This is a genomic window from Methylobacterium aquaticum, assembly GCF_016804325.1.
In the GTDB taxonomy this organism is placed as follows: Bacteria; Pseudomonadota; Alphaproteobacteria; order Rhizobiales; family Beijerinckiaceae; genus Methylobacterium; species Methylobacterium aquaticum_C.
In genome coordinates, this window is sequence record NZ_CP043627.1 from 2,066,006 (window position 1) to 2,088,579 (window position 22,574).

At 71.9% G+C, this 22,574-nt stretch carries 15 protein-coding genes and 3 pseudogenes; 5 read left to right on the forward strand and 13 right to left on the reverse strand.

The features are described from left to right. Positions 1–136 precede the first annotated feature (136 nt). From rplQ to F1D61_RS09220, 3 genes and pseudogenes are all read left to right on the forward strand, one after another. Positions 137–558, forward strand: a pseudogene (rplQ, locus tag F1D61_RS09210) (50S ribosomal protein L17). Positions 559–689: 131 nt separating this feature from the next. Then, positions 690–953 carry a PepSY domain-containing protein gene (locus F1D61_RS09215; protein ID WP_203157584.1) on the forward strand — a complete coding sequence of 88 codons (264 nt, stop codon included), beginning with the start codon at positions 690–692 and terminating at the stop codon, positions 951–953. A gap of 98 nt (positions 954–1,051) precedes the next feature. Further along, positions 1,052–2,322: pseudogene (locus tag F1D61_RS09220) on the forward strand (aminotransferase class I/II-fold pyridoxal phosphate-dependent enzyme). A 54-nt stretch (positions 2,323–2,376) separates the two neighbouring features. Here the strand turns inward: F1D61_RS09220 and F1D61_RS09225 are convergent. From F1D61_RS09225 to F1D61_RS09285, 13 genes and pseudogenes are all read right to left on the reverse strand, one after another. Continuing rightward, a complete protein-coding gene (locus F1D61_RS09225) occupies positions 2,377–2,781 on the reverse strand; it encodes a type II toxin-antitoxin system VapC family toxin (protein WP_203157585.1) in 405 nt (134 codons plus the stop codon). Then, positions 2,778–3,038: a prevent-host-death protein gene (locus F1D61_RS09230; protein WP_203157586.1), complete on the reverse strand. Its 261-nt coding sequence runs from the start codon at positions 3,036–3,038 to the stop codon at positions 2,778–2,780. Before F1D61_RS09230 ends, F1D61_RS09225 begins: the two co-directional genes overlap by 4 nt. Positions 3,039–3,148: 110 nt before the next feature. Beyond that, positions 3,149–4,087: an AraC family transcriptional regulator gene (locus F1D61_RS09235; protein ID WP_203157587.1), complete on the reverse strand. Its 939-nt coding sequence runs from the start codon at positions 4,085–4,087 to the stop codon at positions 3,149–3,151. A 188-nt stretch (positions 4,088–4,275) separates the two neighbouring features. Further along, positions 4,276–7,448: pseudogene (locus F1D61_RS09240) on the reverse strand (efflux RND transporter permease subunit). Positions 7,449–7,494: 46 nt separating this feature from the next. Further along, on the reverse strand, positions 7,495–8,721 hold the full coding sequence (locus F1D61_RS09245) for an efflux RND transporter periplasmic adaptor subunit (protein ID WP_203157588.1): 1,227 nt from the start codon (positions 8,719–8,721) through the stop codon (positions 7,495–7,497). A 220-nt stretch (positions 8,722–8,941) separates the two neighbouring features. After that, positions 8,942–10,858 carry a response regulator gene (locus F1D61_RS09250; RefSeq protein WP_246775797.1) on the reverse strand — a complete coding sequence of 639 codons (1,917 nt, stop codon included), beginning with the start codon at positions 10,856–10,858 and terminating at the stop codon, positions 8,942–8,944. After that, entirely contained in the window at positions 10,855–12,594 is a 1,740-nt protein-coding gene (locus F1D61_RS09255) for a response regulator (protein WP_203157589.1), read from the reverse strand. Before F1D61_RS09255 ends, F1D61_RS09250 begins: the two co-directional genes overlap by 4 nt. Continuing rightward, entirely contained in the window at positions 12,591–13,643 is a 1,053-nt protein-coding gene (gene cheB, locus F1D61_RS09260; protein WP_203158985.1) for a chemotaxis-specific protein-glutamate methyltransferase CheB, read from the reverse strand. The genes F1D61_RS09255 and cheB overlap by 4 nt, the downstream gene beginning before the upstream one ends. A gap of 17 nt (positions 13,644–13,660) precedes the next feature. Beyond that, entirely contained in the window at positions 13,661–15,982 is a 2,322-nt protein-coding gene (locus tag F1D61_RS09265; RefSeq protein ID WP_203157590.1) for a hybrid sensor histidine kinase/response regulator, read from the reverse strand. Between the two features lie 25 nt (positions 15,983–16,007). Continuing rightward, positions 16,008–17,684, reverse strand: coding sequence for a methyl-accepting chemotaxis protein (locus F1D61_RS09270; protein WP_203157591.1), 1,677 nt, complete (start codon positions 17,682–17,684; stop codon positions 16,008–16,010). 31 nt (positions 17,685–17,715) lie between these two features. Next, positions 17,716–18,312, reverse strand: a complete 597-nt coding sequence (locus F1D61_RS09275; protein WP_203157592.1) for a chemotaxis protein CheW — start codon at positions 18,310–18,312, stop codon at positions 17,716–17,718. After that, positions 18,312–19,733, reverse strand: coding sequence for a CheR family methyltransferase (locus tag F1D61_RS09280; RefSeq protein ID WP_203157593.1), 1,422 nt, complete (start codon positions 19,731–19,733; stop codon positions 18,312–18,314). The genes F1D61_RS09275 and F1D61_RS09280 overlap by 1 nt, the downstream gene beginning before the upstream one ends. Positions 19,734–19,740: 7 nt before the next feature. Continuing rightward, on the reverse strand, positions 19,741–20,247 hold the full coding sequence (locus F1D61_RS09285; RefSeq protein WP_203157594.1) for a chemotaxis protein CheW: 507 nt from the start codon (positions 20,245–20,247) through the stop codon (positions 19,741–19,743). Between the two features lie 465 nt (positions 20,248–20,712). Here F1D61_RS09285 and F1D61_RS09290 point away from each other — a divergent pair, with 465 nt between their 5' ends. Continuing rightward, positions 20,713–21,387, forward strand: a complete 675-nt coding sequence (locus F1D61_RS09290) for an energy-coupling factor ABC transporter ATP-binding protein (protein WP_203157595.1) — start codon at positions 20,713–20,715, stop codon at positions 21,385–21,387. Further along, complete coding sequence (locus tag F1D61_RS35325) at positions 21,384–22,568, forward strand: biotin transporter BioY (RefSeq protein ID WP_432443233.1); 1,185 nt, start codon at positions 21,384–21,386, stop codon at positions 22,566–22,568. Before F1D61_RS09290 ends, F1D61_RS35325 begins: the two co-directional genes overlap by 4 nt. The last annotated feature ends 6 nt before the right edge of the window (positions 22,569–22,574 follow it).

The window sequence follows — 22,574 nt, forward strand, 5'->3', positions numbered from 1 at the left end:
GCGGCGCGGGCCTCGTCCCGCGCCGCCACTCCGGATGCGCCCCCCATGATGGCGCATCCGGAGTGGCGGGAATCCGCACTCACCACAAAGGACGGCCGACCCGTGGCACGGCGGCCGAGAACCAAAGGAGACAGCCATGCGTCACGGTTTCCGGGGTCGTCGCTTCAACCGCACCGTCGAGCATCGCAAGGCGATGTTCTCGAACATGTCGGCCGCGCTGATCAAGCACGAGCAGATCATCACCACCCTGCCGAAGGCCAAGGACCTGCGTCCCGTGGTCGAGAAGCTGATCACGCTGGGCAAGCGCGGCGACCTGCACGCCCGCCGCCAGGCGATCGCGGCGCTGCGCGGCGACGAGGTGATGGTCAAGAAGCTGTTCGACGTGCTTGGGCCCGCTACGCCGGCCGCCCGGGCGGCTATTGCCGCATCATGAAGGCCGGCTTCCGCTACGGCGACAACGCCCCGATGGCGGTGATCGAGTTCGTCGACCGCGACGTCGATGCCCGCGGCAAGGATTCCGGCCCGGTCCAGGTCGCCGACGAGACCCCGGCGGAGTAATCCGCTCGACCTTTTCGATGCCTTCGAAGGCGGCCCTCGCGGGCCGCCTTTCTTTTTGGTCGGGAACCGCGCGGGCCCGACAGGCGATTTCCCTGCGGCACACGCCGCATGCCACAGGAGACGATCGCCCCATGACCAAGCTGACCATTCCGGCCCTCGCCGCCCTGATCCTCGCCGGCACCGGCACGGCCGCGCTCGCCGACAAGGTCGGCGCCGACTGGATGCCGATCGGCCAGGTGATCCAGAAGGTCGAGGCCGCCGGCTACAGCCAGATCTCCGAGATCGAGGCCGATGACGGCCATTGGGAAGGGGAGGGGATGAAGGACGGCAAGCCGATGAAGTTCAAGGCCGACCCCCGCACCGGCGCCATCCTGTCGGAGAAGGCCGGCAAGTAGGGCGGTTCCGGCGAGCGATCGACGCGCGAGAGGCTGGATTCCCGGCGGCGGGAGGCGCAAAGGTGACGCGCTTTTTCGTCCACCAGCGATCTTGTCCGATGACCACCATTCCTTCGCTCGCCGACCTCCAGGCCCGCTACGCTGCTCTCCAGGAGCGCGGCCTCAAGCTCGACATGACCCGGGGCAAGCCCTCGCCCGAGCAGCTCGACCTGTCAGAGGGCCTGGCGGCCCTCCCCGGCAACCGCGACCACCGCACGGAAGCCGGCGAGGATGCGCGCAATTACGGCGGCGTGCAGGGCCTCGCCGAGGTGCGGGCGCTGTTCGCCCCGGTGCTCGGCGCGCCGCCGGAGCGGATCGCCGTGGGTAACAATTCGAGCCTCGCGCTGATGCACGACTGCATCGTCTACGCGCTGCTCAAGGGCGTGCCCGGCGGGACGCAACCCTGGTCGAAGGAGGAGGAGATCCGTTTCCTCTGCCCGGTGCCGGGCTACGACCGCCACTTCGCCCTGTGCGAGACCTACGGCATCGGCATGATCCCGGTCCCGATGACCGCCGATGGGCCGGACATGGACGTGGTCGAGCGGGAGGTTCGCGATCCCGGGTGAAGGGGATGTGGGCGGTGCCGCAATATTCGAACCCCGGCGGTGAGACCTATTCCGACGCCACCGTCGCGCGGCTGGCCCGGATGGAGACCGGCGCGCCGGATTTCCGGCTGTTCTGGGACAACGCCTACGCGCTCCACCACCTGACCGAGCGGCGCCCCAACCTCCGCAACATCCTCGAGGCCTGCGCGGAGGCCGGCCACCCGGACCGGGCGATCGTCTTCGCCTCGACCTCGAAGGTGACGCTTGCCGGCGCGGGCCTCGCCATGCTGGCCTCGTCGGAGGCCAACATCCGCTGGTATCTGGCGAATGCCGGCAAGCGCAGCATCGGGTCGGACAAGCTCAACCAGCTGCGCCACATCCGCTTCCTGCGCGACCAGGCCGGCCTCGACGCGCTGATGGACGGCCATCGCCGGCTGCTGGCGCCGAAGTTCAAGGCCGTCACCGAGACCCTGAGCCGCCATCTCGGCGGCACCGGCGTCGCGCGCTGGAGCGAGCCGGAGGGCGGGTACTTCATCCTGCTCGAAGTACCGGAGGGTTGCGCCACCCGCGTCGTCACGCTCGCCGCCGCCTGCGGCCTGGCGCTGACGCCGGCCGGCGCCACCCATCCCTATGGCCGCGACCCGCAGGACCGCCTGCTGCGCCTCGCCCCGTCCTATCCGAAGCCGGCCGAGGTCGAGGCGGCGGCCGAGGTCGTGGCGACCTGCGTGCTGCTTGCCGCAGTCGAGAGCCGGGAGAATGGCGGGAGCGGGCAGGTCGCGGCGTAGGAACCGCCTCGTCGGTCCCGAACCGCTCACGCCCGGGATGGTTCGGGACCAGGCTCAGCCGTCGCGCCGGCCCGAGCACCGGATGAACCGCATCATCACGCGGGGCACGGCCGGATCGTCGGAGACCAGCACCGCCTGCTCGGCCATGGCCTGGGCAATGAGCATCGGGCCGAACGGATCCCGGTGCTCCGGCCCGAACGGCAGCTTGCGCAGCGCCCGGAGGTGTTCGGGACGCAGGTCGAGCCAGGTGAAGCCGCCTGTCTCGACCGCCTGGAGGATGTCCCGGATCTCGGCCTCCAGGGTGCCGAGGCGGATCGCATCCGTGATCTCCCAGAGCGAGACGGCGCTGACCATCACCGTGTTGCGGGGATCCGCGATGCGGTCCCGCGCCCGCTCGCCGAGGCGGGGATCGTCGCCGAGCCACCGGAGCAGGGCCGGCGTTCCGAGGAGCAGCCTCACCTCTCGTCGCCCTCGATCGTCGCGGAGACCCGGCCGGCATCCTCCGTCATGCGGATCCTGCCCTTGAGCGCGCCCGGTTGGCGGGGCGGCGGTTCGGGCTGCGACGGGGGACGAATCTCGGCGATCACCACACCATGCGACGTGACGGCGAAGGACCGGCCCTGCCGGGCCTGATCGAGATACGCCTTCATCTGCGCCCGGAACGTCCGTAGGCCAACCCGCTCGGGCGGAGCGTCGTCCCGGTGCTGATCGGCCAAGGCGACACCTCCTGTTGCGTCACGATAACGACCTCTACACAAGCCCGTCCGTCGAGTCAGTCGGGGAGAGCCCGCGGGGGCGGTATCGGTCGCGGTCCGGGCAGCGTGGATCAAGAGGTCCCGCGGGTGGCTGCCCGGTAATCCCGCGGGCTCACGCCATAGGCTTGCCGGAACGCGCGGCTGAGGAACGCGGCATTGCCGAAGCCGTAAGCCTCTCCGATCTCCCCGATGGACCGACGCTCGAGAGGATCCTCGAGCGCCGTCCGGATCGCGGCGAGGCGCTGGCGCGCGAGGGCGCGGGCGACCCCGCCCTCCGGCTCGAACAGGCGGTAGAGTTGCGAGCGCGACATGCCGAGCGCCTTCGCCATCGCGTCGATCCGGAGCGGCGTGGAGAGATGATCGCGAAGGAAGCGTTTGGCGGTCCTGAGCCGGGCGGCATCGAGCGGCGCGCTGGCGCCGGCGGCCGTCTCCAGGCTCGGGCGGGCGCAGGCCGCGACCATGTGGAGCGTCGCCTGGGCGAGATGGGCCGCGTCCATCGTCGTGACGGCCTGGCTGTTCATGGCCAGGCTCCGGATGTGATCGGCCAGGAGGCGGCCTGCGCCGCCATGCAGGATCAAGCCGTGCAACGCCTCTTCGTCGGGTACCACGGCGGCAATGGCGGATCGCGGCAGAGCCAGGATCAGCGAGCCCGTCTCCGGCACCCGGCTGCGGCGATAGGGCTGCGACAGGTCGTTGAGGCTGACCGCGCCCGCCGGAACCTCCACGATGCCGCGTTCGGTCTCCACGCTGTAGGCGTGGCGGCTCAGATGCAGGATGAAGCCGTCCTGGCCGTCGCGCCGGATCTGCGATCGGGAGCGGGCGGGGCCTTGGGACGTGGCATTCATCACGCGCAGGGCCATCGCACCCACCACGACCGTCTCGATGCTGCCCGAGAACCCGACCGGGTCGGCGTCGAGGTCGTGGGCGGAGAACAGGCTGCGCCACGCCTCGAAACGGTCGCGCTCGGGCAGGGCGTCCGTCGTGAAGAGGGACCGGGGAACGAGGGTCACGGCACGTCTGCGGATTGCGATGTCGGGCGATGTTAGCTCATGGCGCGCCGCTGGCCAGACTCATTCGGGACGGGTTCGACGATCGCGCGTCGTCCCTCCGCGACATCGCCCGTGATGCCCGCCCGAGGCGGCCGAGGACCGGGAGCCTCGGCCGTCCGGTTCGGTCGGGGGCGGGCGCGGCCCTCCCGTCAATGCATCGCCGCCCCGGCCGGTGCCGCGGCGCCCGGCTCCGCCGGCATGGGGATCGCCGCCGGCCGCCGCCGGGAGAACAGCAGGATCAAGACCGGCAGGATGATCAGGATCAGGATCGGCGCCAGGCTCATGCCGCCGACCACCACCAGGGCGAGCGGCTTCTGCACCTGCGAGCCGACGCCCTGCGAGAAGGCGGCCGGCAGGAGGCCGACGCCGGCGACGACGCAGGTCATCACCACCGGGCGCATCTGGGTGGTGCAGGTCTTCAGCATCGCCTCGGCCCGCGCCTCGCCGCGGGCGATCAGGCCGTTGTAGTGGGTGAGCACGATGATGCCGTCCATCACCGCGATGCCGAGGAGCGCGATGAAGCCGATCGCCGCCGAGACCGAGAACGGCGTCTCGGTGACGGCCAAGGCCACCACGCCGCCGGCCACCGCCATCGGGATCACGGAGAGCGCCAGCAGCGTGTCGACCAGCGAGCCGAAATTGACGAAGAGCAGCACGGCGATCAGCAGGATCGCCAGCGGCACGGTGACCGAGAGGCGGGCGAGCGCGCCCTGCATGTTGTTGAACTCGCCGACCAGCTCGAGCCGGTAGTCGGGCGGCAGCTTCACCTCGCGGGCGACGCGCTCGCGGGCCTCGATGATCGTGCTGCCGAGGTCGCGGTCGCGGACGCTGAACTTCACCGGCAGGTAGCGCTCCTGGCCCTCGCGGTAGATGTAGGCCGGCCCCGACACCAGCTCGACGTCGGCGACGGCATTGAGGGGGATCTGGACCGGCGTGCCGGTCTGGGTCTGGCCGGCGATGCGCAATTCGCGGATCGCCCGCACGCTCTGGCGGTACTGCGAGGCCAGCCGCACGATGATCGGATAGTGGCGCTCGCTGCCGGTATCGTAGAGCTCGCCCGCCGAATCGCCGCCGATCGCGGTGCGGACCGTGGTGTTGATGTCGCCCGGGGTCAGGCCGTAGCGGGCGGCCCGGGTCCGGTCGACGTTGATCTGCACCGTCGGCTGGCCGAGCGAGGTGAAGACGCCGAGATCGGTGACGCCGGGTACCCGCTTCAGCACTGCCTCGACCTCGCGCGCCACGTCGGTGAGCGTCTGCAGGTCGGGCCCGAACACCTTGAACGAATTCTCGCCCTTGATGCCCGACACCGCCTCGGCGACGTTGTCCTGGAGATACTGCGACAGGTTGAACTCGACGCCCGGGAACTCGGTGCGCAGGCGCTCCAGCAGCGCGCCGGTCATCGCGTCCTTGCTCATGCCCTCGCGCCATTGCTCGGCGGGCTTCAGGGGCGCGAAGAACTCGCCGTTGAAGAAGCCGGCGGCATCGGTGCCGTCGTCGGGCCGGCCGTGCTGCGACACCACCCGCTCGACCTCCGGCACCTCGGCGATCACCCGGCGGATGCGGTTGACGTAGGTGTTGCCCTCTTCCAGCGAGATCGTCGCCGGCATGGTGGCGCGGATCCAGAGGTTGCCCTCCTCGAGCTTCGGCAGGAATTCGAGGCCGAGATTGCGCCCCTCGACGGCGACGCCGAGGAAGATCAGGCCGGCGAAGCCCAGGGTCAGGGTGCGGTGGGCGAGTGCGGCCCGGATCACCGGCCGGTAGGCCCGGTCGAGGGCGCGGACCAGGATCGTCTCGACCTCGTGGATGTGGTCCGGCAGCAGGTAGGCCGACAGCACCGGCGTCACCGTGAAGGTGGCGATGAGGCCGCCCGCCAGAGCGTAGGCATAGGTCTGGGCCATCGGCCCGAAGATGTTGCCCTCGACCCCCGACAGGGTGAAGAGCGGCAGGAAGCCGGTGACGATGATGACCGCCGCGAACACGATCGAGCGGCTGACGTCGGAGGAGGCGAGCGCGATCAGCCCGAGCTTGCGCGGCATGCCCTTGGCGCCGGCGAGCCCCGGCGGGAGCGGCGGGCCGTGGCCGGACAGGCGGCGGAAGATCGCCTCGACCATGATGACCGTGCCGTCGACGATCAGGCCGAAATCCAGCGCCCCGACGGAGAGGAGGTTGGCGGATTCCCCCCGCGCCACCAGGATGATGACGGCGAAGAACAGCGCGAAGGGAATCGTCGCCACGACGATGATCGCGCTCCTCAGGTTGCCGAGGAAGAGCCACTGCACCACCAGGATCAGCAGGATGCCGACCATCATGTTGTGCAGGACGGTGTGGGTGGTGACGGCGATGAGGTCGGCGCGGTCGTAGATGCGCTCGATCCTGACGCCGGGGGAAGGATGCCGGCGGCCTCGATCTTCGCCACCTCGGCCTTCACCGCCTCGATCGACGGCGTCGAGCGCTCGCCGCGGCGCATCAGCACGATGCCCTGGACGATGTCGTCGTCGTCGTTCATCCCGGCGATGCCGAGCCGCGGCTGGTGGCCGATGGTGATGGTGGCGACGTCCTTCACAAGGACCGGCGCGCCGCCCGACTGGGCCAGGACCGTCTCGCCGATGTCGTCGACGGAGCGGATCAGGCCGACGCCGCGCACCACCGCCGACTGGCTCCCCAGGGTGATGCGGTTGCCGCCGACATTGAGGTTGCTGTCGTTGAGGGTCTTGACCACGCCCGAGAGGGTGAGCCCATGGGCCATCAGCCGGTCGAGGTCGACGCCGATCTCGAAGGTCTTGGTCTTGCCGCCCCAGCCGATCACGTCGATGACGCCCGGCACGGCGCGGAAGCGCTTGCGCAGCACCCAGTCCTGGAGCGTCTTCAGGTCGAGCACGCTGTAGCCGTCCGGCGCGACGAGCTTGTAGCGGAAGATCTCGCCGATCGGGCTCACCGGCGAGATGGTCGGCTTGGCGCCGTTCGGCAGGGTGTCGAGCTGGGCGAGCCGGTTGAGCACCTGCTGCTCGGCCTCGCGGTAGCTGTTGGCGAAGCCGAATTGCAGCTTCACGTCGGACAGGCCGTAGAGCGAGACGGTGCGGACCTGCTTGAGGTCGGGGAGCCCCGAGGTGATGACCTCGATCGGCACCGTGATGTAGCGCTCGATCTCCTCGCCCGAGAGGCCCGGCGCCTGGGTGATGACGTTCACCATCGGCGGCGTCGGATCGGGATAGGCCTCGATGTTGAGGCTCTGGAATGCCGCGAGCCCGCCGAGCATCAGGGCCACGAAGGCCAGGACGACGAGGGCGCGCTGGCGCAGGGCGAGGCCGACGATGCCGGTCATGGCCGTTGATCCGAAAGGCTGGAAGGGAACGGGGGCGAGGAGCGCGTCAGCTCTGGGTCGACATCCGGTCGATGAAGAGCGAGCCGCGGGAGATCACCCGCTCGCCTTCCCGCAATCCGTCGAGGATCTCGACGGTCGAGCCGTCGACGATGCCGGCCCGGACCGGCCGGCTCTCGACGGAGTTGTCGGCTCGCAGCACCCAGACGCTGGCCTTGTTGCCCTCCAGGATCACCGCGGCGCGGGGCACGGCGTGGGACAGGTTCTCGCGCTCGTTGATGATGCGGACGCTCGCATACATCTCGGGCTTGAGCAGGCCCTGGCGGTTGTCGATCTCGGCCCGCACGGTGATGCGCCGGGTCGCCGGGTCGACCGAGGTGCCGATGAAGTTGATCTTCCCCTCGAAGGTCTTCTCCGGGTGGGCCGGCACCCGGAAGGTCACCTTCTCGTCGACCTCGACCTTGGCGGCATCGGCCTCGCGCAGCTGCGCGATGAGCCAGACCTTCGACAGGTCACCGATGATGTAGGACGGCTCGCCGCTCGAGCCGACATACTGGCCGGGCCCGATCTTGCGCTGGATGATGGTGCCGCTGAGCGGGGCGTTGATCGGGGTGTTGGGGTTGATCGCCGAGCCCTTCTGGAGGGCGGCCATGTCCTCGTCGCGAAGCCCCAGGATGCGCAGGCGGTTGCGCACCGCCTCGAGCCCGACCTCGGCGGTGCGGTTGTCGTTGGTGGCCGAGGTCAGGTCGTTCTGCGCGGTCTGCAACTCGCGCAAGGTCGTGGTCCGGGTCTCGTAGAGGTCGCGCTGCCGCTTCTCGGCGGCCTGCGCGAAGGTGAGCTGCGAGCGGCTCTTGTTCAGCACGTTGAGTGCGGCGAGGTAGTCGTTCTGTGCCTGCACCATCTCGTTGGCCTGGACCGAGAACAGCGGCTCGCCGCGCTTCACCTGATCGCCGGCCCGGGCGAAGATCGCGATCACGCGGCCGGGATAGGGCGAGAAGACCGGCGTCGCCTGGTACTCGTCGACCCCGATCTTGCCCTCGGTGGCGATCTCCTCGAAGAACCGGCGCTTGACCACCGGCTCGCTCGACACCGTGGCGAGCTGGGACGCCGTGAGGGTGAAGGGCTTGCCCGAGGCCGGCTTGGCCGGCACGTCCGCGAAGGTGGCGATCGGTTCCTGGCGGTGGCCCGGGCGCAGATAAGGATAGGCGACGACCGCCCCGGCGGCCACGACGGCCAGGATGACGACTTGGCTGATCGGTCTCAGCGTCCGGGGCATGTTCGTCACACTCTTCGACGGCGGGCGCAGGGTCGCGGCGCGACGGGAATCACCGATCGGCAACGCGCGGGCAATACTCAGCCAAAGTTGCTGACGCAAGCGTGAATGGATTCCAGGCCCGAACATTTCGCGGCCGGCTGTGCCGCCGGCGATACACTCGTCCGTCTTAGTTCGACCGTACTAGATCGAAGGTGCGAGAGAAGATGAGGCGGCTACGGAGTCAGCCCTCCGGCGCGAGCAGGGCCGCGACCCGGGCCGCCAGGTCGGCGGAGAGGAAGGGCTTTTCCAGCACCGAGAAATCCGGCGGGATCCGCACCGCCTCGGCGTGCCCGGTGACGAGGAGGAAGGGCAAGGCCGGCCAACGGCCGCGCACCGCTTCGGCGAGGTCGATGCCGCTCATGCCGGGCATCGCCAGGTCGGCGACGACGAGGTCGAACCGCGCGGTCTCCAGCCGTTCGAGGGCCGCCTCGCCGCTCGGCACCGCGGTCTCGTCGTAGCCGAAGCCGTTGAGGAACGAGGCGGTGACGTGGCGGACCTGGGGATCGTCGTCGACCACCAGGATGCGGGCCCGGCGCGGCGCCGGGACCGGGGTGCTCGCCGCGACGGGGCCCGCCTCCACTGCCTCGTGGGAGCGCGGCAGGTAGAGCAGCACCGTGGTGCCGTGCCCGACCTCGCTCTCGATCCGGATCGTGCCGCCGGATTGCTGGACGAGGCCGAACACCATGGCGAGGCCGAGACCCGTACCCTGGCCGACGCCCTTGGTGGTGAAGAACGGCTCGAACACCCGGCCCAAGATCTCCGGCGGGATGCCGGTGCCGGTGTCGCGGATCGCGATCACCGCATAGTCGCCGGGCTTCAGGTTCGGATCGGAACTCGCCCGGACCGTCTCGTTGCGGGTCGCGAGGGCGACGACCCCGCCCTCGGGCATCGCGTCGCGGCCGTTGATGCAGAGGTTGAGGATCGCGAGTTCGAGCTGGTCGGGATCGACCTTCACCGGCCACACATCGTCGCTCAAGGCGCGCTCGACCTGCACGAAGCCGCCCAGGCTGCGCCCGAGCAGGTCGTCCATGCCGAGGATCACGGCGTTCAGATCGACGACCCGGGCCTGGAGGTCGCGGCGGTGGCTGAAGGTCAGCAGGCGCTTGGTCAGCGCCGCACCGCGCTGCGCGGCCTGGGCGGCGTTGGTCATCAGCCGCGTCAGGCGCGCATCCCCCGCCACCTTCGGCAGGGCGAGTTCCAGGCTCCCGAGGATTGCGGTGAGCAGGTTGTTGAAATCGTGCGCGACGCCGCCCGCCAGCGTGCCGAGCGCCTGCATCTTGTCGGCCTGGCGCAGGCGCCGCTCCAGCAGGCGCTGCTCGGTGATGTCGCGTTCGATGACGGCGAGATGGACCACCGCCCCGGCGGGATCGCGGATCGGCACCCGCGTCACCTGGTTCCAGGATTCCCGGGTCTGCCCCGCCTCCGGGCCGCCGCCCGCCGCCGTGATCTCGGTCGGCGCGCCGGATTCGATCGCCGCCCGGTCGGCGGCCTCGGCCGCTTCCGCGTCGGCGCCGAGAAGAGCCGCCTCGGTGCGGCCGAGGCAGGCCTCGATCGAGGGAGCGCCCAGGCGCTCCGCCATGCGGGCGTTGAGGCGCAGGAAGCGCCCGTCGGTGTCCTTGAAGGCGATCGCGTCGCCCGAATGGTCGAGGAGGCCGCGCAGGAGGGCGCGCTCGGTGGCCAGTTCCCGGGCGAGGCGGTGGCGCTCGTAGGCGCTGCGCACCGCGTTGCGCAGGAGCGCCGGGTCCCACGGCTTGGTGATGTAGCCGGTGATGCCGCCGCGGTTGAGCGCCGAGACCACCGCCGAGATGTCGGCATAGCCCGTGAGCAGGATCGACTGCGCGTCCGAGATCTCCCGAGCCCGGGCCAGCAGGGCGTCGCCGGTCAGGCCCGGCATGCGCTGGTCGGACAGGATCACGTCGATGTCGGGCTCGGCGGCGATCAGCTCCAGGGCCTCGGCCGGCCGGCTGGTGGTGATCACCCGGTACTCGTCCTCGAACAGGTCCTCGAGGGCGACCAGAATGTCCGGCTCGTCGTCGACCGCCAGGATGGTGCCGCGCACCGTCGGCGGCGATGCCTTGCCCGTCACACCCATGGTCATGCCGCCCGCCTCGGAATGCTGATCACGAAGCAGGCCCCTCCCTCGGGCGACGATTCCACGGATAATTGTCCGCTATGCGCCTGCACGACGCTATAGGCAATGGCGAGACCGAGCCCGGTGCCGGATCCGACCGGCTTCGTCGTGAAGAACGGCTCGAAGATACGCTCGCGAAGATCCTCCGGCACGCCCGGGCCGGTGTCGCAGATCCGGATCACGTCGTGGTCGTCGCGGATCGCGGTCTCGATCGTGATGGTGCCCTCATCGGGGATCGCGTCGGCGGCGTTGCCGAGGATGTTCATCACCACCTGGTTGAGCAGGGCCGGCGAGCAGCGGATCTCGGGCGCGCCGGCAAACTCCTTGCGCACGGCGATGCGCGTGCCGAGCTTGTGCTGGATCAGCGCCAGCACGTTCTCGATCGCGTCCGGCACGTTGACGGTCTGCATCTCGCCCTCGTCGAGGCGCGAGAACTTGCGCAGGTTGACGACGAGATCCTGGATCCGGGACAGGCCGAGGCGCATCGACCCGACCCGGTCGCGGGCCTTGTCGAGGGCGCGCCGCGACGGGTCGCCCTCCGGTACCGCCGCCGCGACCTCGCCGATCAGCCGCTCGACCGTGCCCTGGTGGGCGAGGATGAAGGCCAGCGGATTGTTGATCTCGTGGGCGATGCCCGCGACCAGCTCGCCGAGGGACGCCATCTTGGCGGCCTGGACGAGCTTGGCCTGGGTGTCCTTGAGGCGGTGATTGGCCTGTTCGAGGTCGTGGTTGGCCTGCGCCAGGGCGCCGGCGAGAGCCGCCTTGGCTTCCGCGGCGGTGGCCTCGGCCTTGGCGCGCTCGGCGGCGAGCGCGTGGCGGCGCACCTCGTCGGCGACCCGGCGGTCATCCTCCTCCAGGAGCTTGCGGCGCACCAGGGTCCGCACCCGGATCGCCAGGAGGTCGGCATCGCCGCCCCGCGGCGAGACGTCCTTGGTCACCACGTCGTCGGCGCCGGCCGAGAAGGCCTCGACCAGGAGGTCCTTGCTGGAGGAGGCGGCCGAGCCGATCCCGACGAGGGAGAAGCCCGGTGCGCCGGCGCCGGTGGCGGCGACGCGAAAGCCGTCGATCCGGCGGCACAGCGCGATGGCGTCGAAGCCCGTGCCCAGGAGGTCCACGGTGACGCAGTCGAAATGCTTGCCAGGCGCCTCGAGCGCCGCCATCGCCTGGTCGGGCCCGTCGGCGGCGACGACCTCGTGGCCCTCCTGGCCGAGCAGCGCCGAGAGATAGGCCCGGAAGGTCGCCGAGCCGTCGACGACGAGGATGCGGGCGCGGCGAAAATTCGCCGTCCGGCCCGGCTCGTCCGCCGGCACGGCGGTGCGCTCGCGCAGGAGCGCCCGGATGCGCAGCAGCAGCAGGTCGCGGTCGGCGGATTTCGGCACGTAGGCGTCGGCGCCGCTCTCCAGGCCCTGGCGCTCGATGTCCCGCCCGCTCGCCTCGGTCAGCATCAGCACCGGCGTCGCCCGGGTGCGCATGGCGAGCCGCATCTGACGCGTCAGCTCGTCGCCGTTCATCCCCGGTAGGTGGTAATCGGCCACCACGAGGTCGGGCAGGCCGTGATTCATCGCCTCGAGCGCCGCTTCCGCGGTGGCGTGGCGCGTCACCGCAAAGCCGTTGCGCTCCAGGAAGAGGCGCAATTGCAGGGCCTGGGTCTCGGAATCCTCGACCAGCAGGATGCGGGGCGAGGAAGCGGGCGAGCCCGTCACGCCGGAAAGCCCGGCTGCACCGCCCGCAGGATCCGCGGGGCGATCAGGTCGAGGGGGAGCACGCTGCCCGCCGCCTTGAGCCGCACCGCCGCCGCCGGCATCCCGTAGACGACGGCCGAGCTCTCGTGCTCGGCGATGGTGGCCGCGCCCGCGAGATGCATGTCGAGGAGGCCGGTGGCGCCGTCCTCGCCCATGCCGGTGAGCAGCACGCCGAAGCCCCGCGGCCCGGCCGAGCGGGCGACGGAGCGGAACAAAACGGTGGCCGACGGGCGCTGCCCGCCGACCGGCGGTTCGTCGAGGAGGGCCAGGAGCCCGCCGGGACCAAGGGCGAGGTGCCGGTCGCCGGGCGCGACGTAGACGTGGCCGGGTTGCGGCCGCACGCCCTCGGTGGCGATGACGACGGTGAGCGGCACGACGCCGTTCAGCCAGTCGGCGAAGCCCTCCATGAAGGCCGCGCCCATGTGCTGGACGAGAAGCACGGGGAGCGGGAAATCCGCCGGCAGGCCGCCGAGCAGCTTGGCGAAGGCGGGCGGTCCCCCCGTCGAGGCGGCGACCGCCAGCACGCTCGGCGCCTGGGTCGCGGGGATCGTGCCTCGAAGATCCTCCCGGGGTGCATCGCCGCGGGTGAGGCGTTCCGCGCCGATCGGCCGGCGCCGGATCACCGGCACCTGGCTCATGATGCGCAATTGCGTGCAGATCTGGTCGGCGATCGCCTCGTAGGCGCGGTTCCCGGTGCCGACCGGCTTCTCGACCACGCTGAGCGCGCCCGCCCGCAGGGCGTTCATCGAGATCTTGAGCGAGGAATCCTCGACCGCGTCGGCCACGACCACGATCGGGGTCGGGCGCTCGGCCATGATCCGCCGGGTGGTCTCGAGCCCGTCGATGCCGGGCAGGCGGATGTCCATCGAGATCACGTCGGGCTGGACCCGGTGGATCTCGCGCAAGGCCTCCTCGCCGGAATCGACCGCGGCGACGAGGGCGAGCCGCGGGTCGCGGCTGACGATGTGGGCGAGGAGCTGGCGCACCACCAGCGAATCCTCCACCAGCATGACGCGGACGGGGGTGCTCACAGCAGCTGACCGATCGTGTCGAGAAGCTCGCGCTGGTCGAACTTCTGCTTGGTGATGTAGGCGTCGGCCCCGAGATCGAGGCCCCGGCGGATGTCGGCGGGATCGCCGCGGGAGGTCATCAGGATCACCGGCAGCCGCGTCAAGCCCGGATCGGCCTTGACCGCCTGGAGCAGGCCGAACCCGTCGAGGCGCGGCATCTCCACGTCGGCGACCACGAGGTCGACGTCGGCCCCGTCCCGCCGCAGGCGGTCGAGGGCGTCCTGCCCGTCGACGCAGACGAAGACCCGGTAGCCATGCGCCTCCAGGATGCTCTTCTCCAGGGTCCGGGTGGTGATCGAATCGTCGACCACCAGCACGGTCGGCACGCGCTTCGCGCGGCGCTCCGGCGTATGCGCGGGAGCGGCGGCCACCAGCCCGCCGGTTCGCGCCCGGGCGCACAGGCCGTCCGGGTCGAGCACCAGGGCCGGCATCTCGTCGGCGAGCATGACGGTGCCGGACATCAGCGCGGGGTCGCCGCCGAAGGGCGGGGCCGGGCCGACGAGGAGCACCCGCACGTCGAGGAGCCGGTCGACGGCGACGGCCACGAGCGCGGGGCCGCAGCGCAGGAGGACGGCGCGGACGAGGCCGTCACGGAGGGGGAGGGGAGCGACACCGGATCCGAGGAGCGAGGCGAGGGGAACGAGAGGCACGACAACGTCCCGTCCCCCCTGCTTGATCCGTGCCGCCGGCTCGCCCGCCACGGACGCGAGGTCGCGCTCGGCGAGGCGCAGGAGGCCGGCGACCGCGCCGCTCGGCAGGCCGAAGGTCTGGGGCGCCTCGCCGGGCGCCAGGGCCGCCTCGACGAGCAGCACCGGCTGGCGCGCGGCCGACAGCGGCACCGTGATGACGACCTCGGTGCCGGAGGGCTCCGCCGGCCGCAAGGACGCCCGGCCGCGCAGGGACCGCGCGGCTTCCGCCACCACCGACAGGCCCATGCCGCGCCCGGCGATCCGGTCGACCGCCGTCGCGGTCGAGAAGCCCGGCGCGAAGACGAGGTCGAGGATCTCGTCCGGGCCGGGCTCGTCCCCCGCGGCCACCAGGCCCTGGCGCCGTCCGGTCTCGAGGATGCGGGCGAGATCGGGGCCGCGGCCGTCGTCGCGGATCGTCACGACGAGCTGGCTGCCCTTCGAGGCGACCGACAGGGTGACGGACAGGGCCTCGGGCTTGCCCGCCGCCCGGCGCGCGTCCGGGGATTCGGCACCGTGGCTGATCGTGTTGCGCAGGGCGTGCAGCACCGGGTCCTTCAGCGCCTGCAGCAACCCGCGATCGACCTGGAGGTCGAGGCCGTGGAGCCGCACCTCGATCGGCAGCCCGGCCTCGCGGGCGATCTCCCGCACCATCCGGCCGTAGCCGCCGAACACCGTCTCGGCCGGGACCAGCAGCAGCCGGTCGGCATCGTCGCGCAGGCGCCGCAGGGCGGTATCGACCGCGCCGGTGCTGCGGCTCTGCACCCGGGCGAGGCCCGAGATGCCGCGGATCACCGCCCTCAGGTCGCCGTCGAGGCGGCGCACCCGGTCGACGAAGCCGTCGAGCGCGATCCCCGCCGGGTCGCCGGCCTCGCGCAGGCGGCGGGCGAGCGCCACCATCTCGCCGGTGCGGCCCTGCACCGTGTCGACGCTGCGGCGCAAGGACCGCGCCCCGGATTCGAGGCCCGTGATCGCGCCCCCGATCGCCTCCTGGCCCTGGAGCACGGCGGTGAGGTCGTGCACCGCCTTTGACAGGCTCTCGACCTGGTCGCTGGCGATGCGCAGGTAGGAAATCGCGCCGTCCTGCGGGGCGGGCTCGGACGCCGGCTTCGGCTCGGGCTTCGGTTCCGTCTTGGGCTTCGCCTCCGTCTTGGGTGCGGGCTTGGGGTCGGATTCCGGCTCGGATCGGGAGGCGGGCTCGGCCGACGGGACCGGCGCGCCGGACAGGCAGGCATCGAGCGCCGCGATGGCGTCGGCGGGAGCCGCCGGCTCAGGGGTCTCGGCGAGGCCCGCGACCAGCCCCTCGATCCGGTCGAGGGCGAGATCGACCACCCCGGCGGTCGCCCGGTCGAGGCCGGTGCGGCCCTGCACCACCCGGTCGAACAGGGCTTCCAGCCGGTGGGCGATCTCCTCCACCGCCGGCAGGTCGACGGCCCGGGCCGCCCCCTTCAGGCTGTGGGCGCGGCGGAAGACGTCGTTCCAGTCCGCCGGACGGCCCGCCTCGGCCGCGGCGAGGGCCGCCCGGATCGCCGCGAGATGCTCGCGGTGCTCGGCGTCGAAGGCCGCGAGGAGAAGCTGGCGGATATCGTCCATCGGGGCGTGGCGCTGTCGTCGTCGCTCAGAGCCGGTAGCGCTCGGCCAGCGCCAGGAGGGCGGCGGCGAGTTCGCTCAGGTTGGCGGCGGCGGCCTCGACCTGGCGGGTGCCGGCGGCGGTCTGCTGGCTCGCCTGGCGGATGTTCTGGAGCGCGCCCATCACCTGCTCGATGCCGAGCTGCTGCTGGTTGGTCGAGGCGACGATCTGCTGGAAGGTCTGGACGCTCTCCTGCACCCGGGCGGTGATCTCTTCGATCGTCGCATGGGTGGTATCGGTGCGCTCCTTGCCCACCGCGACGCGCTTGACCGCCTCCTCCGTCAGCATCACCGAGGCGTTGATGCCGCGCTGGATGTCGCCGAGGATGGCCCGCACCTGGCCGGTCGCCTCCTTGGCCTGGTCGGCGAGCGCCTTCATCTCCGAGGCCACCACCGCGAAGCTGCGCCCGCTCTCGCCCGCCGCCGCCGCCTCGATGGCGGCGTTGAGCGCCAGGAGATGGGTGCGCTCCGAGACGTCGTTGACGGTCGCGATGATCTCGCCGATCGCCTGCGTCTTCTCGCTCAAGGCAACGATGTTCTCGGCCACCGCCTCGCTCTGCTCGCGGATCGCGTCCATGGCCTTCGCCGTCTCGTCGACGGCGCGCAAGCCCGCACTCGAGGTCTGGGCGGTGGCCTGCGCCGTGGCGATGACCTCCTGCGCGCGCTTGCCGATCTGGGCACCCGCATGGGTGATCTCGTCGACGGTGGCGGCGGTCTCCTGCACGGCGGCGAACTGCTCCTCGACGCTCGCCGCCTGCTCCTGGGCCGAGGCGCGGATCTCGGCGGCGGCGGCGTTGAGGTTCGAGGTCGAGGCGCGGTTCTGGCTGGCGAGCTGGCGCAGGCCCTCGACCATCTGGTTGAGGACGCCGCCGAGGCGGCCGAGCTCGTCGCGCCGGCTGTCGGCGATGCGGCCGGTGAGGTCGCCGCTGCCGACCTTGCCGACGAAGGCCATCACCGCGTCGAGGGGCTGCACCACCGAGCGGCGGATCAGAACCGTGATGACGACCGCCATGACGACGCAGAGGGCCAACGCCACCAGGGTCGAGAGCCGGCTCTCCTCGTAGATCGCCCCGACCCGGCGCTGGCCGGCGGTGATCGCGCCGTCGAGGGCGTCGCGTGCCGCGCCCATGGTGCGCACGAAGTTCTCGCCGGACTGGTCGAGGGCGGTCTCGGAGGCCTGGATGGCCGGCACGTCGCTGGCGTTGATCGCCTCGAACTGGCGCTCGGTGGCGGTGCGCGTGGTGCGCAACTCGGCGCCGGCCGCGACCAGCAATTCGGCGATGCGCTGCCAGGCGGCGGCGCGGTCGGCCGAGAGCGACTGGGCCCGGTAGTCGTTGGCGGTGGTGATCGCGCCGGCCAGAGCCGTCTCGGCGGAGGCGGCGGTGCGGCGCCAGGTCACCGTCGGCTCCTCCTTGGAGGTCAGCTCGCGGCCGAGCGCCCGCAGATAGTAGCGGGTGGCCGCCTCGTCGCGCAGGTCGCTCATCCGGCGCTGCGCCTCACGGATGTTCTCGAGCTGGTGCATCACCGTCAGGTCGCGGGTGACGATGATGTCGGTGGCGTTGCGCACCTCGCCGATCTGCCCGACCGCGTAGACGCCGAGCGCCACGATCACCAGGACGACGGCGGCGAAGCCGAGGAGGATGCGGTTCCCGATCGAGAGCGACACGCGAGAATTTCTCTTTGGCTGGATGGCGGGGTCAGGCCGGCCCGGGCCGGCCGGAGGCGAGGAGCGGCGCCAGGAGAGAGGCCAAGTCTATCACTGCGAAGTCGATCACCGCGGAGACGGGTTCGTCGGGATTCCGTGCGGCGACGCGGGCATACCCCGCCACCGCCCGCCTGCCCAGCCCCTCGGCCGAGGGCTCGACCACGGCCTCGGTCATCGACAGGACGCGATCGACCCTGAGGCCGATGCGGGGACCGTCGCGGCGCAGGGCCACGACGTGGCCGCCGGCTTCCTCCCGAGAGGCCGGCCCTGTGCCGAGGGCCGCCGCGAGATCGAGCACGGTGACGAGCGCCCCGCCGCGCCCGGTGAGTCCGACGAGGGCGGCCGGCGCCCCCGGCACCGGGGTGCAGGGCCTGAACGGAAACACCTCGGCGACGCCGTCGAGGGGGAGACCGACCGTCTCGGCGCCGGCCCGGCAGACCAGCAGCGAGCGGGTCGGCCGCGCCTCCGGCGCCGCGCCCCGTGTGGCGAGGCTGCGGGTGCGGGACTCCAGGATCTCCTCGATCCGGGCGGCGGTCAGGGCGTTGTCGCCGGGCAGGGCCGGCCCGGCGGGAAGGGCGGATTGCGGCATCAGGCGGCCTCGTCGCCCAGAAGCGGCCGGGCGGCGCCGGAGAGATCGCCGGCCGTGAGCCCGTCGCCCTCGGGCAGCACCGCCTCGGCCGGCAGGGTCGCGGCGAGCCGCAGGGCGTTGGCTACGGCACGCCGACCGGCCTCGCGGCGGCCGGCGGCGATCAGGGTCAGCCCGAGGTGGTAATGCGCCATCACGAAGCCTTTATCGAGATAGAGCGCGCCGCGGAAGGCACGTTCCGCCTCGTCCGGCCGGGCCCGGGCGCGGGCGAGCAGTCCTTCGTAGTAGCGCAGGCGCGGATCGGTCGGGTCCTGCCCCAGGGCCGCCCGGCAGGCCTGCCAGCTCGCCTCGAGGTCGCCCGCATCGGCGAGCGCCCGGACGAGGGCGAGGGCCCCCGGGGGGCTCGCTCCCTCCGTCGTGGCCGGGATGGGCGCCGGTGTCTCCGGCACGAGCCGGGGCGCCGGGGCCGGCTCGGGCGCCGTCGGAGGCAGGAGCGGCATCCAGGCCGTGTCCGGGACCGGCTCGGGCAGGGCGGCCGGGGGCGGGCCCATGTCCGGCAGCATCCCGTCTCCCCGGCGGCGATAGGCGGCGGTGCCCGGCAGGGAGACGGGGTCCAGGAACTCCGCGAAGGCCGGGTTCGGCTCGGCATGTCCCAGCAGCAGCCAGCCGCCGGGCCGCAGGCGCTGCGCCAGCGCCCGCACCAGGGCCTGCACCACGTCCGGGTGGAAGTAGATCAGGACGTTGCGGCACAGGATTAGGTCGTACTCGGTCAGCGCCAGGGAGGCCGTGCCGTCCAGCAGGCTCATCAGGTTCTGCGGCTCGAACCGGGCGAGCCCGCGGAACTCCGGTTTCAGCGCGAAGGTGCCCTCCCGCGGGCCGGGCCGGAAGTAGCGCTCGCGCTCCTCCGCCCCGAGGGTGCGCAGGGCCCAGGTGCCGTAGACCGCCCGCCGGGCGATTCCGAGCACGTCGCGGTTGATGTCGGTGCCGGTGAGCCCGATGCGCCAGTCGGGCAGGCGCTCGCCCAGGAGTTCGTGCAGCACGATCCCGACCGAATAGGTCTCCGGCCCGGTGGAGCAGCCCGCGCTCCAGATCCTCAGCCGCCGCTCGGCGCCCCTTGCGGCGATGCGCTCGGGCAGGATCGTGCCGCGCAGGGCCGCGAATTGCTCGGCGTAGCGGAAGAAGAACGTCTCGCCGATGGTGATCTCGGATTCGAGCGCCGCCCACTCCCCCTCCGATCCCTCCAGGAGCGCGAGGTAGCCGGCGGGATCGGGGACGCCCCGGGCGCGCATGCGCCGGCCGACCCGCTCCCACAGGAGGTCGTCCTTGTCGGCGTAGTAATGGTGGCCGGTTCGGGCGACGAGGCGGCCCTTGAGCGCCGCGAAGGCCGGGTCGCAGGTCGGGGCCGCGCCCTTCAGGGGCCGCATCTCCGGGTCAGGCCGCCCACTCGGCGAGGCGCGCCTGCGCGTCCCGGGTCTGCGCCGCGAGGCGGTCGCGCTCCTCGGCGAGGAGGATGCGGTCGACGGCGAGCCCGTGCACCAGCCGCTCGCCCACCCGGATCTCGGCGGCGACGCAGCCGTTCAGCGTCGCCCCGTCGGCGACCGGCCGCACACGGTCCGGTTCGACCCGCACGACGTCCGCGACCCGGTCGACGAGCAGGGCCAGGGGCGACTCGCCCTTGAGCAGGATCAGGTGGCGGTAGAGCGCCGCCCGATTCGTCGCAGCGATGGCCGTCCCCGGCTGGCCGAGGCCGAACAGCGCCGCGAGATCGACCACCGGCACGGCGCTGCCGGCGAGGTTGAGGAAGCCCGCGAGCGCCCCCGGCGCCCCCGGCGGACGCCACAGCCGCGGCAGGGGCAGGATCTCCCGCACCGCCCCGCGCGGCAGGGCGCACTCCGTTCCGGCGATCGCGACCAAGAGGTAGGCCGTCCCGGTCGTCATCCTGTGCACCCCCGCGGGCCGATCCGCCCGCGGGAGAGATAGGGGAGGCGGGGAAAGTTTCCAAACCGCCCGAGGCGTCCGCATCGCCTCGGCCTTGCGCCCTGTCGGCCCGCGCCGGAGGTGCTATGAGGTGGCGCCAGTCGACAGGTTCCAGCCGGTGCAGGGCTGTCCGGAGAAAGGCGTGGCGCGGGTTTCTCCTCTCCCCGCGGGCGGGGAGAGGGCTGTGTTCCCGTTCAGGGAACACAGCGAGGCGTCAGCCGAGGGTGAGGGGGTGTTTCCGGAAGAGCCTCACTCGTCGACACCCCCTCACCCTCGCTTCGGCTGCGCCTCCGCTTGCTCCATCGACGACGAGGTCGATGGAGCCCTCTCCCCGCCCGCGGGGAGAGGGGAAGCCCGCGCCATTCTTTTCTCCGGACAGTCCGCCGTTCCTTGAGGAGAGGCCCAATCCATGACCGAGAGGTCGCCATGATCGAGATCCGGCAGGTCGGCCATGCCTTCGGCGAGCGCGTGGTGCTGCGCGACCTCACCCTCGACCTGGCGGAGCGGCGCATCGCGGTGGTGGGTGGCAACGGCAGCGGCAAGAGCACCTTCGCGCGCCTGCTCAACGGCCTCCTGCTGCCCTCGCGGGGAAGCGTGCGGGTCGACGGGCTCGACACGCGCCGCGACGGCAAGGCGGTGCGCCGCAAGGTCGGCTTCGTGTTCCAGAATCCCGACAACCAGATCGTGCTGCCGGTGGTGGCCGAAGACCTCGCCTTCGGGCTGAAGAACCTCGGGCTGCCCAAGGACGAGATCGCCCGGCGGACCGAGGCGGCTCTGCGCCGCTACGACCTGTTCGACCTGCGCGACCACCCGGCCCACCTGCTCAGCGGCGGCCAGAAGCAACTCCTGGCGCTCGCCGGCGTGCTGGCGATGGCGCCCGACGTGATCGTGTTCGACGAGCCGACGACGCTCCTCGACCTGCGCAACAAGCGCCGGATCGCCGAGGCCATCGACGGGCTGTCCCAGCGGGCGATCGTGGTCTCGCACGACCTCGCCTTCCTGGAGCATTTCGACCGGGTGCTGGTGTTCGAGGACGGCCGCGTCGTGATCGACGACCGACCGTCGATCGCCCTGCCGGCCTATGTCGCGAGGATGTCGTGACCCCGTACGTGCCGGGGGAGAGCCTCGTCCATCGCTGGCCCCCGGGAGCGAAGATCCTGGCGCTGGTCCTCGCCGGCACCGGTCTGTTCGCCCTGCCGCGGGTCGACCTCGCCGTCGCGGCGCTCGTCGTCGCCGGGCTCCTCTACCGGATCGCCGGCATCCCGGCCCGCCTCGTCCTGGTGCAGTTGCGGCCGCTCGCCTGGATGCTGGCCGTGCTGGTCCTGGTCCAGCTCGCCCTCGACGGCTGGCTCGCCGGGCTGCTGGTGGCCGCCCGCCTCGCCGCGCTCGTCCTGCTCGCCGGCCTCGTGACGCTCACGACCCGCACCGCCGACCTGATCGAGGCGCTGCAACGCGGCCTCGCCTGGCTCAGGCCGCTCGGCGTCGATCCCGCCAAGGTGGGGCTCGCCATCGCGCTGACCCTGCGCTTCATTCCGGTGCTCGCCGCCATCACCGCCGAGGTGCGCGAGGCGCAGCGGGCCCGGGCCTGGAGCGCAGCCTCGTGGCGCTCACCGTCCCGGTGGTCGTGCGGATGCTCAAGATGGGCGACGACATCGCGGCGGCGATCGATGCGCGCTCCTACGACCCGGACGGGGCCACCCGCTGAATACCCCTCCCTCACACCAAGGATACCCATGTCGACCCGGGACATCGTCTTCGTCGCGCTCTTTGCCGCCCTCACGGCGGCGCTCGGCCTGTTTCCGCCCGTGACCCTGCCGGTGATCGGCGTGCCGATCACCGCGCAATCGATGGGCGCGATGCTGGCCGGCGCGATCGCGGGGGCTACCCGGGGCGGGGCGGCGCTCGCCCTGTTCGTGCTCCTGGTCTGCGCCGGGCTGCCGCTGATGGCCGGGGGCCGGGGCGGGCTCGGCATCGTCATGGGGCCGGGGGGCGGCTTCGTGCTGATGTGGCCGGTCGCCGCCTTCGTGATCGGGTTCCTGTACGAGCGATCCCTGCGCACTCTCACCGTCTGGAAGGAGGTGCTGATCCTCGTCCTCGGCGGGGTCGTCCTCACCTACGCGGTCGGCATCCCGTGGATCGCCGCCGTCGCCCGGGTCGACCTCGCCAAGGCGGCGATCGGCTCCGCCTGGTTCCTGCCGGGCGATGCCGTGAAGGTCGTTCTGGTCGTGCTGATCGCCCGGGCGGTGCGCCGGGCCTATCCGACGCTCCAGTCCCGGGCATAAGCGGGT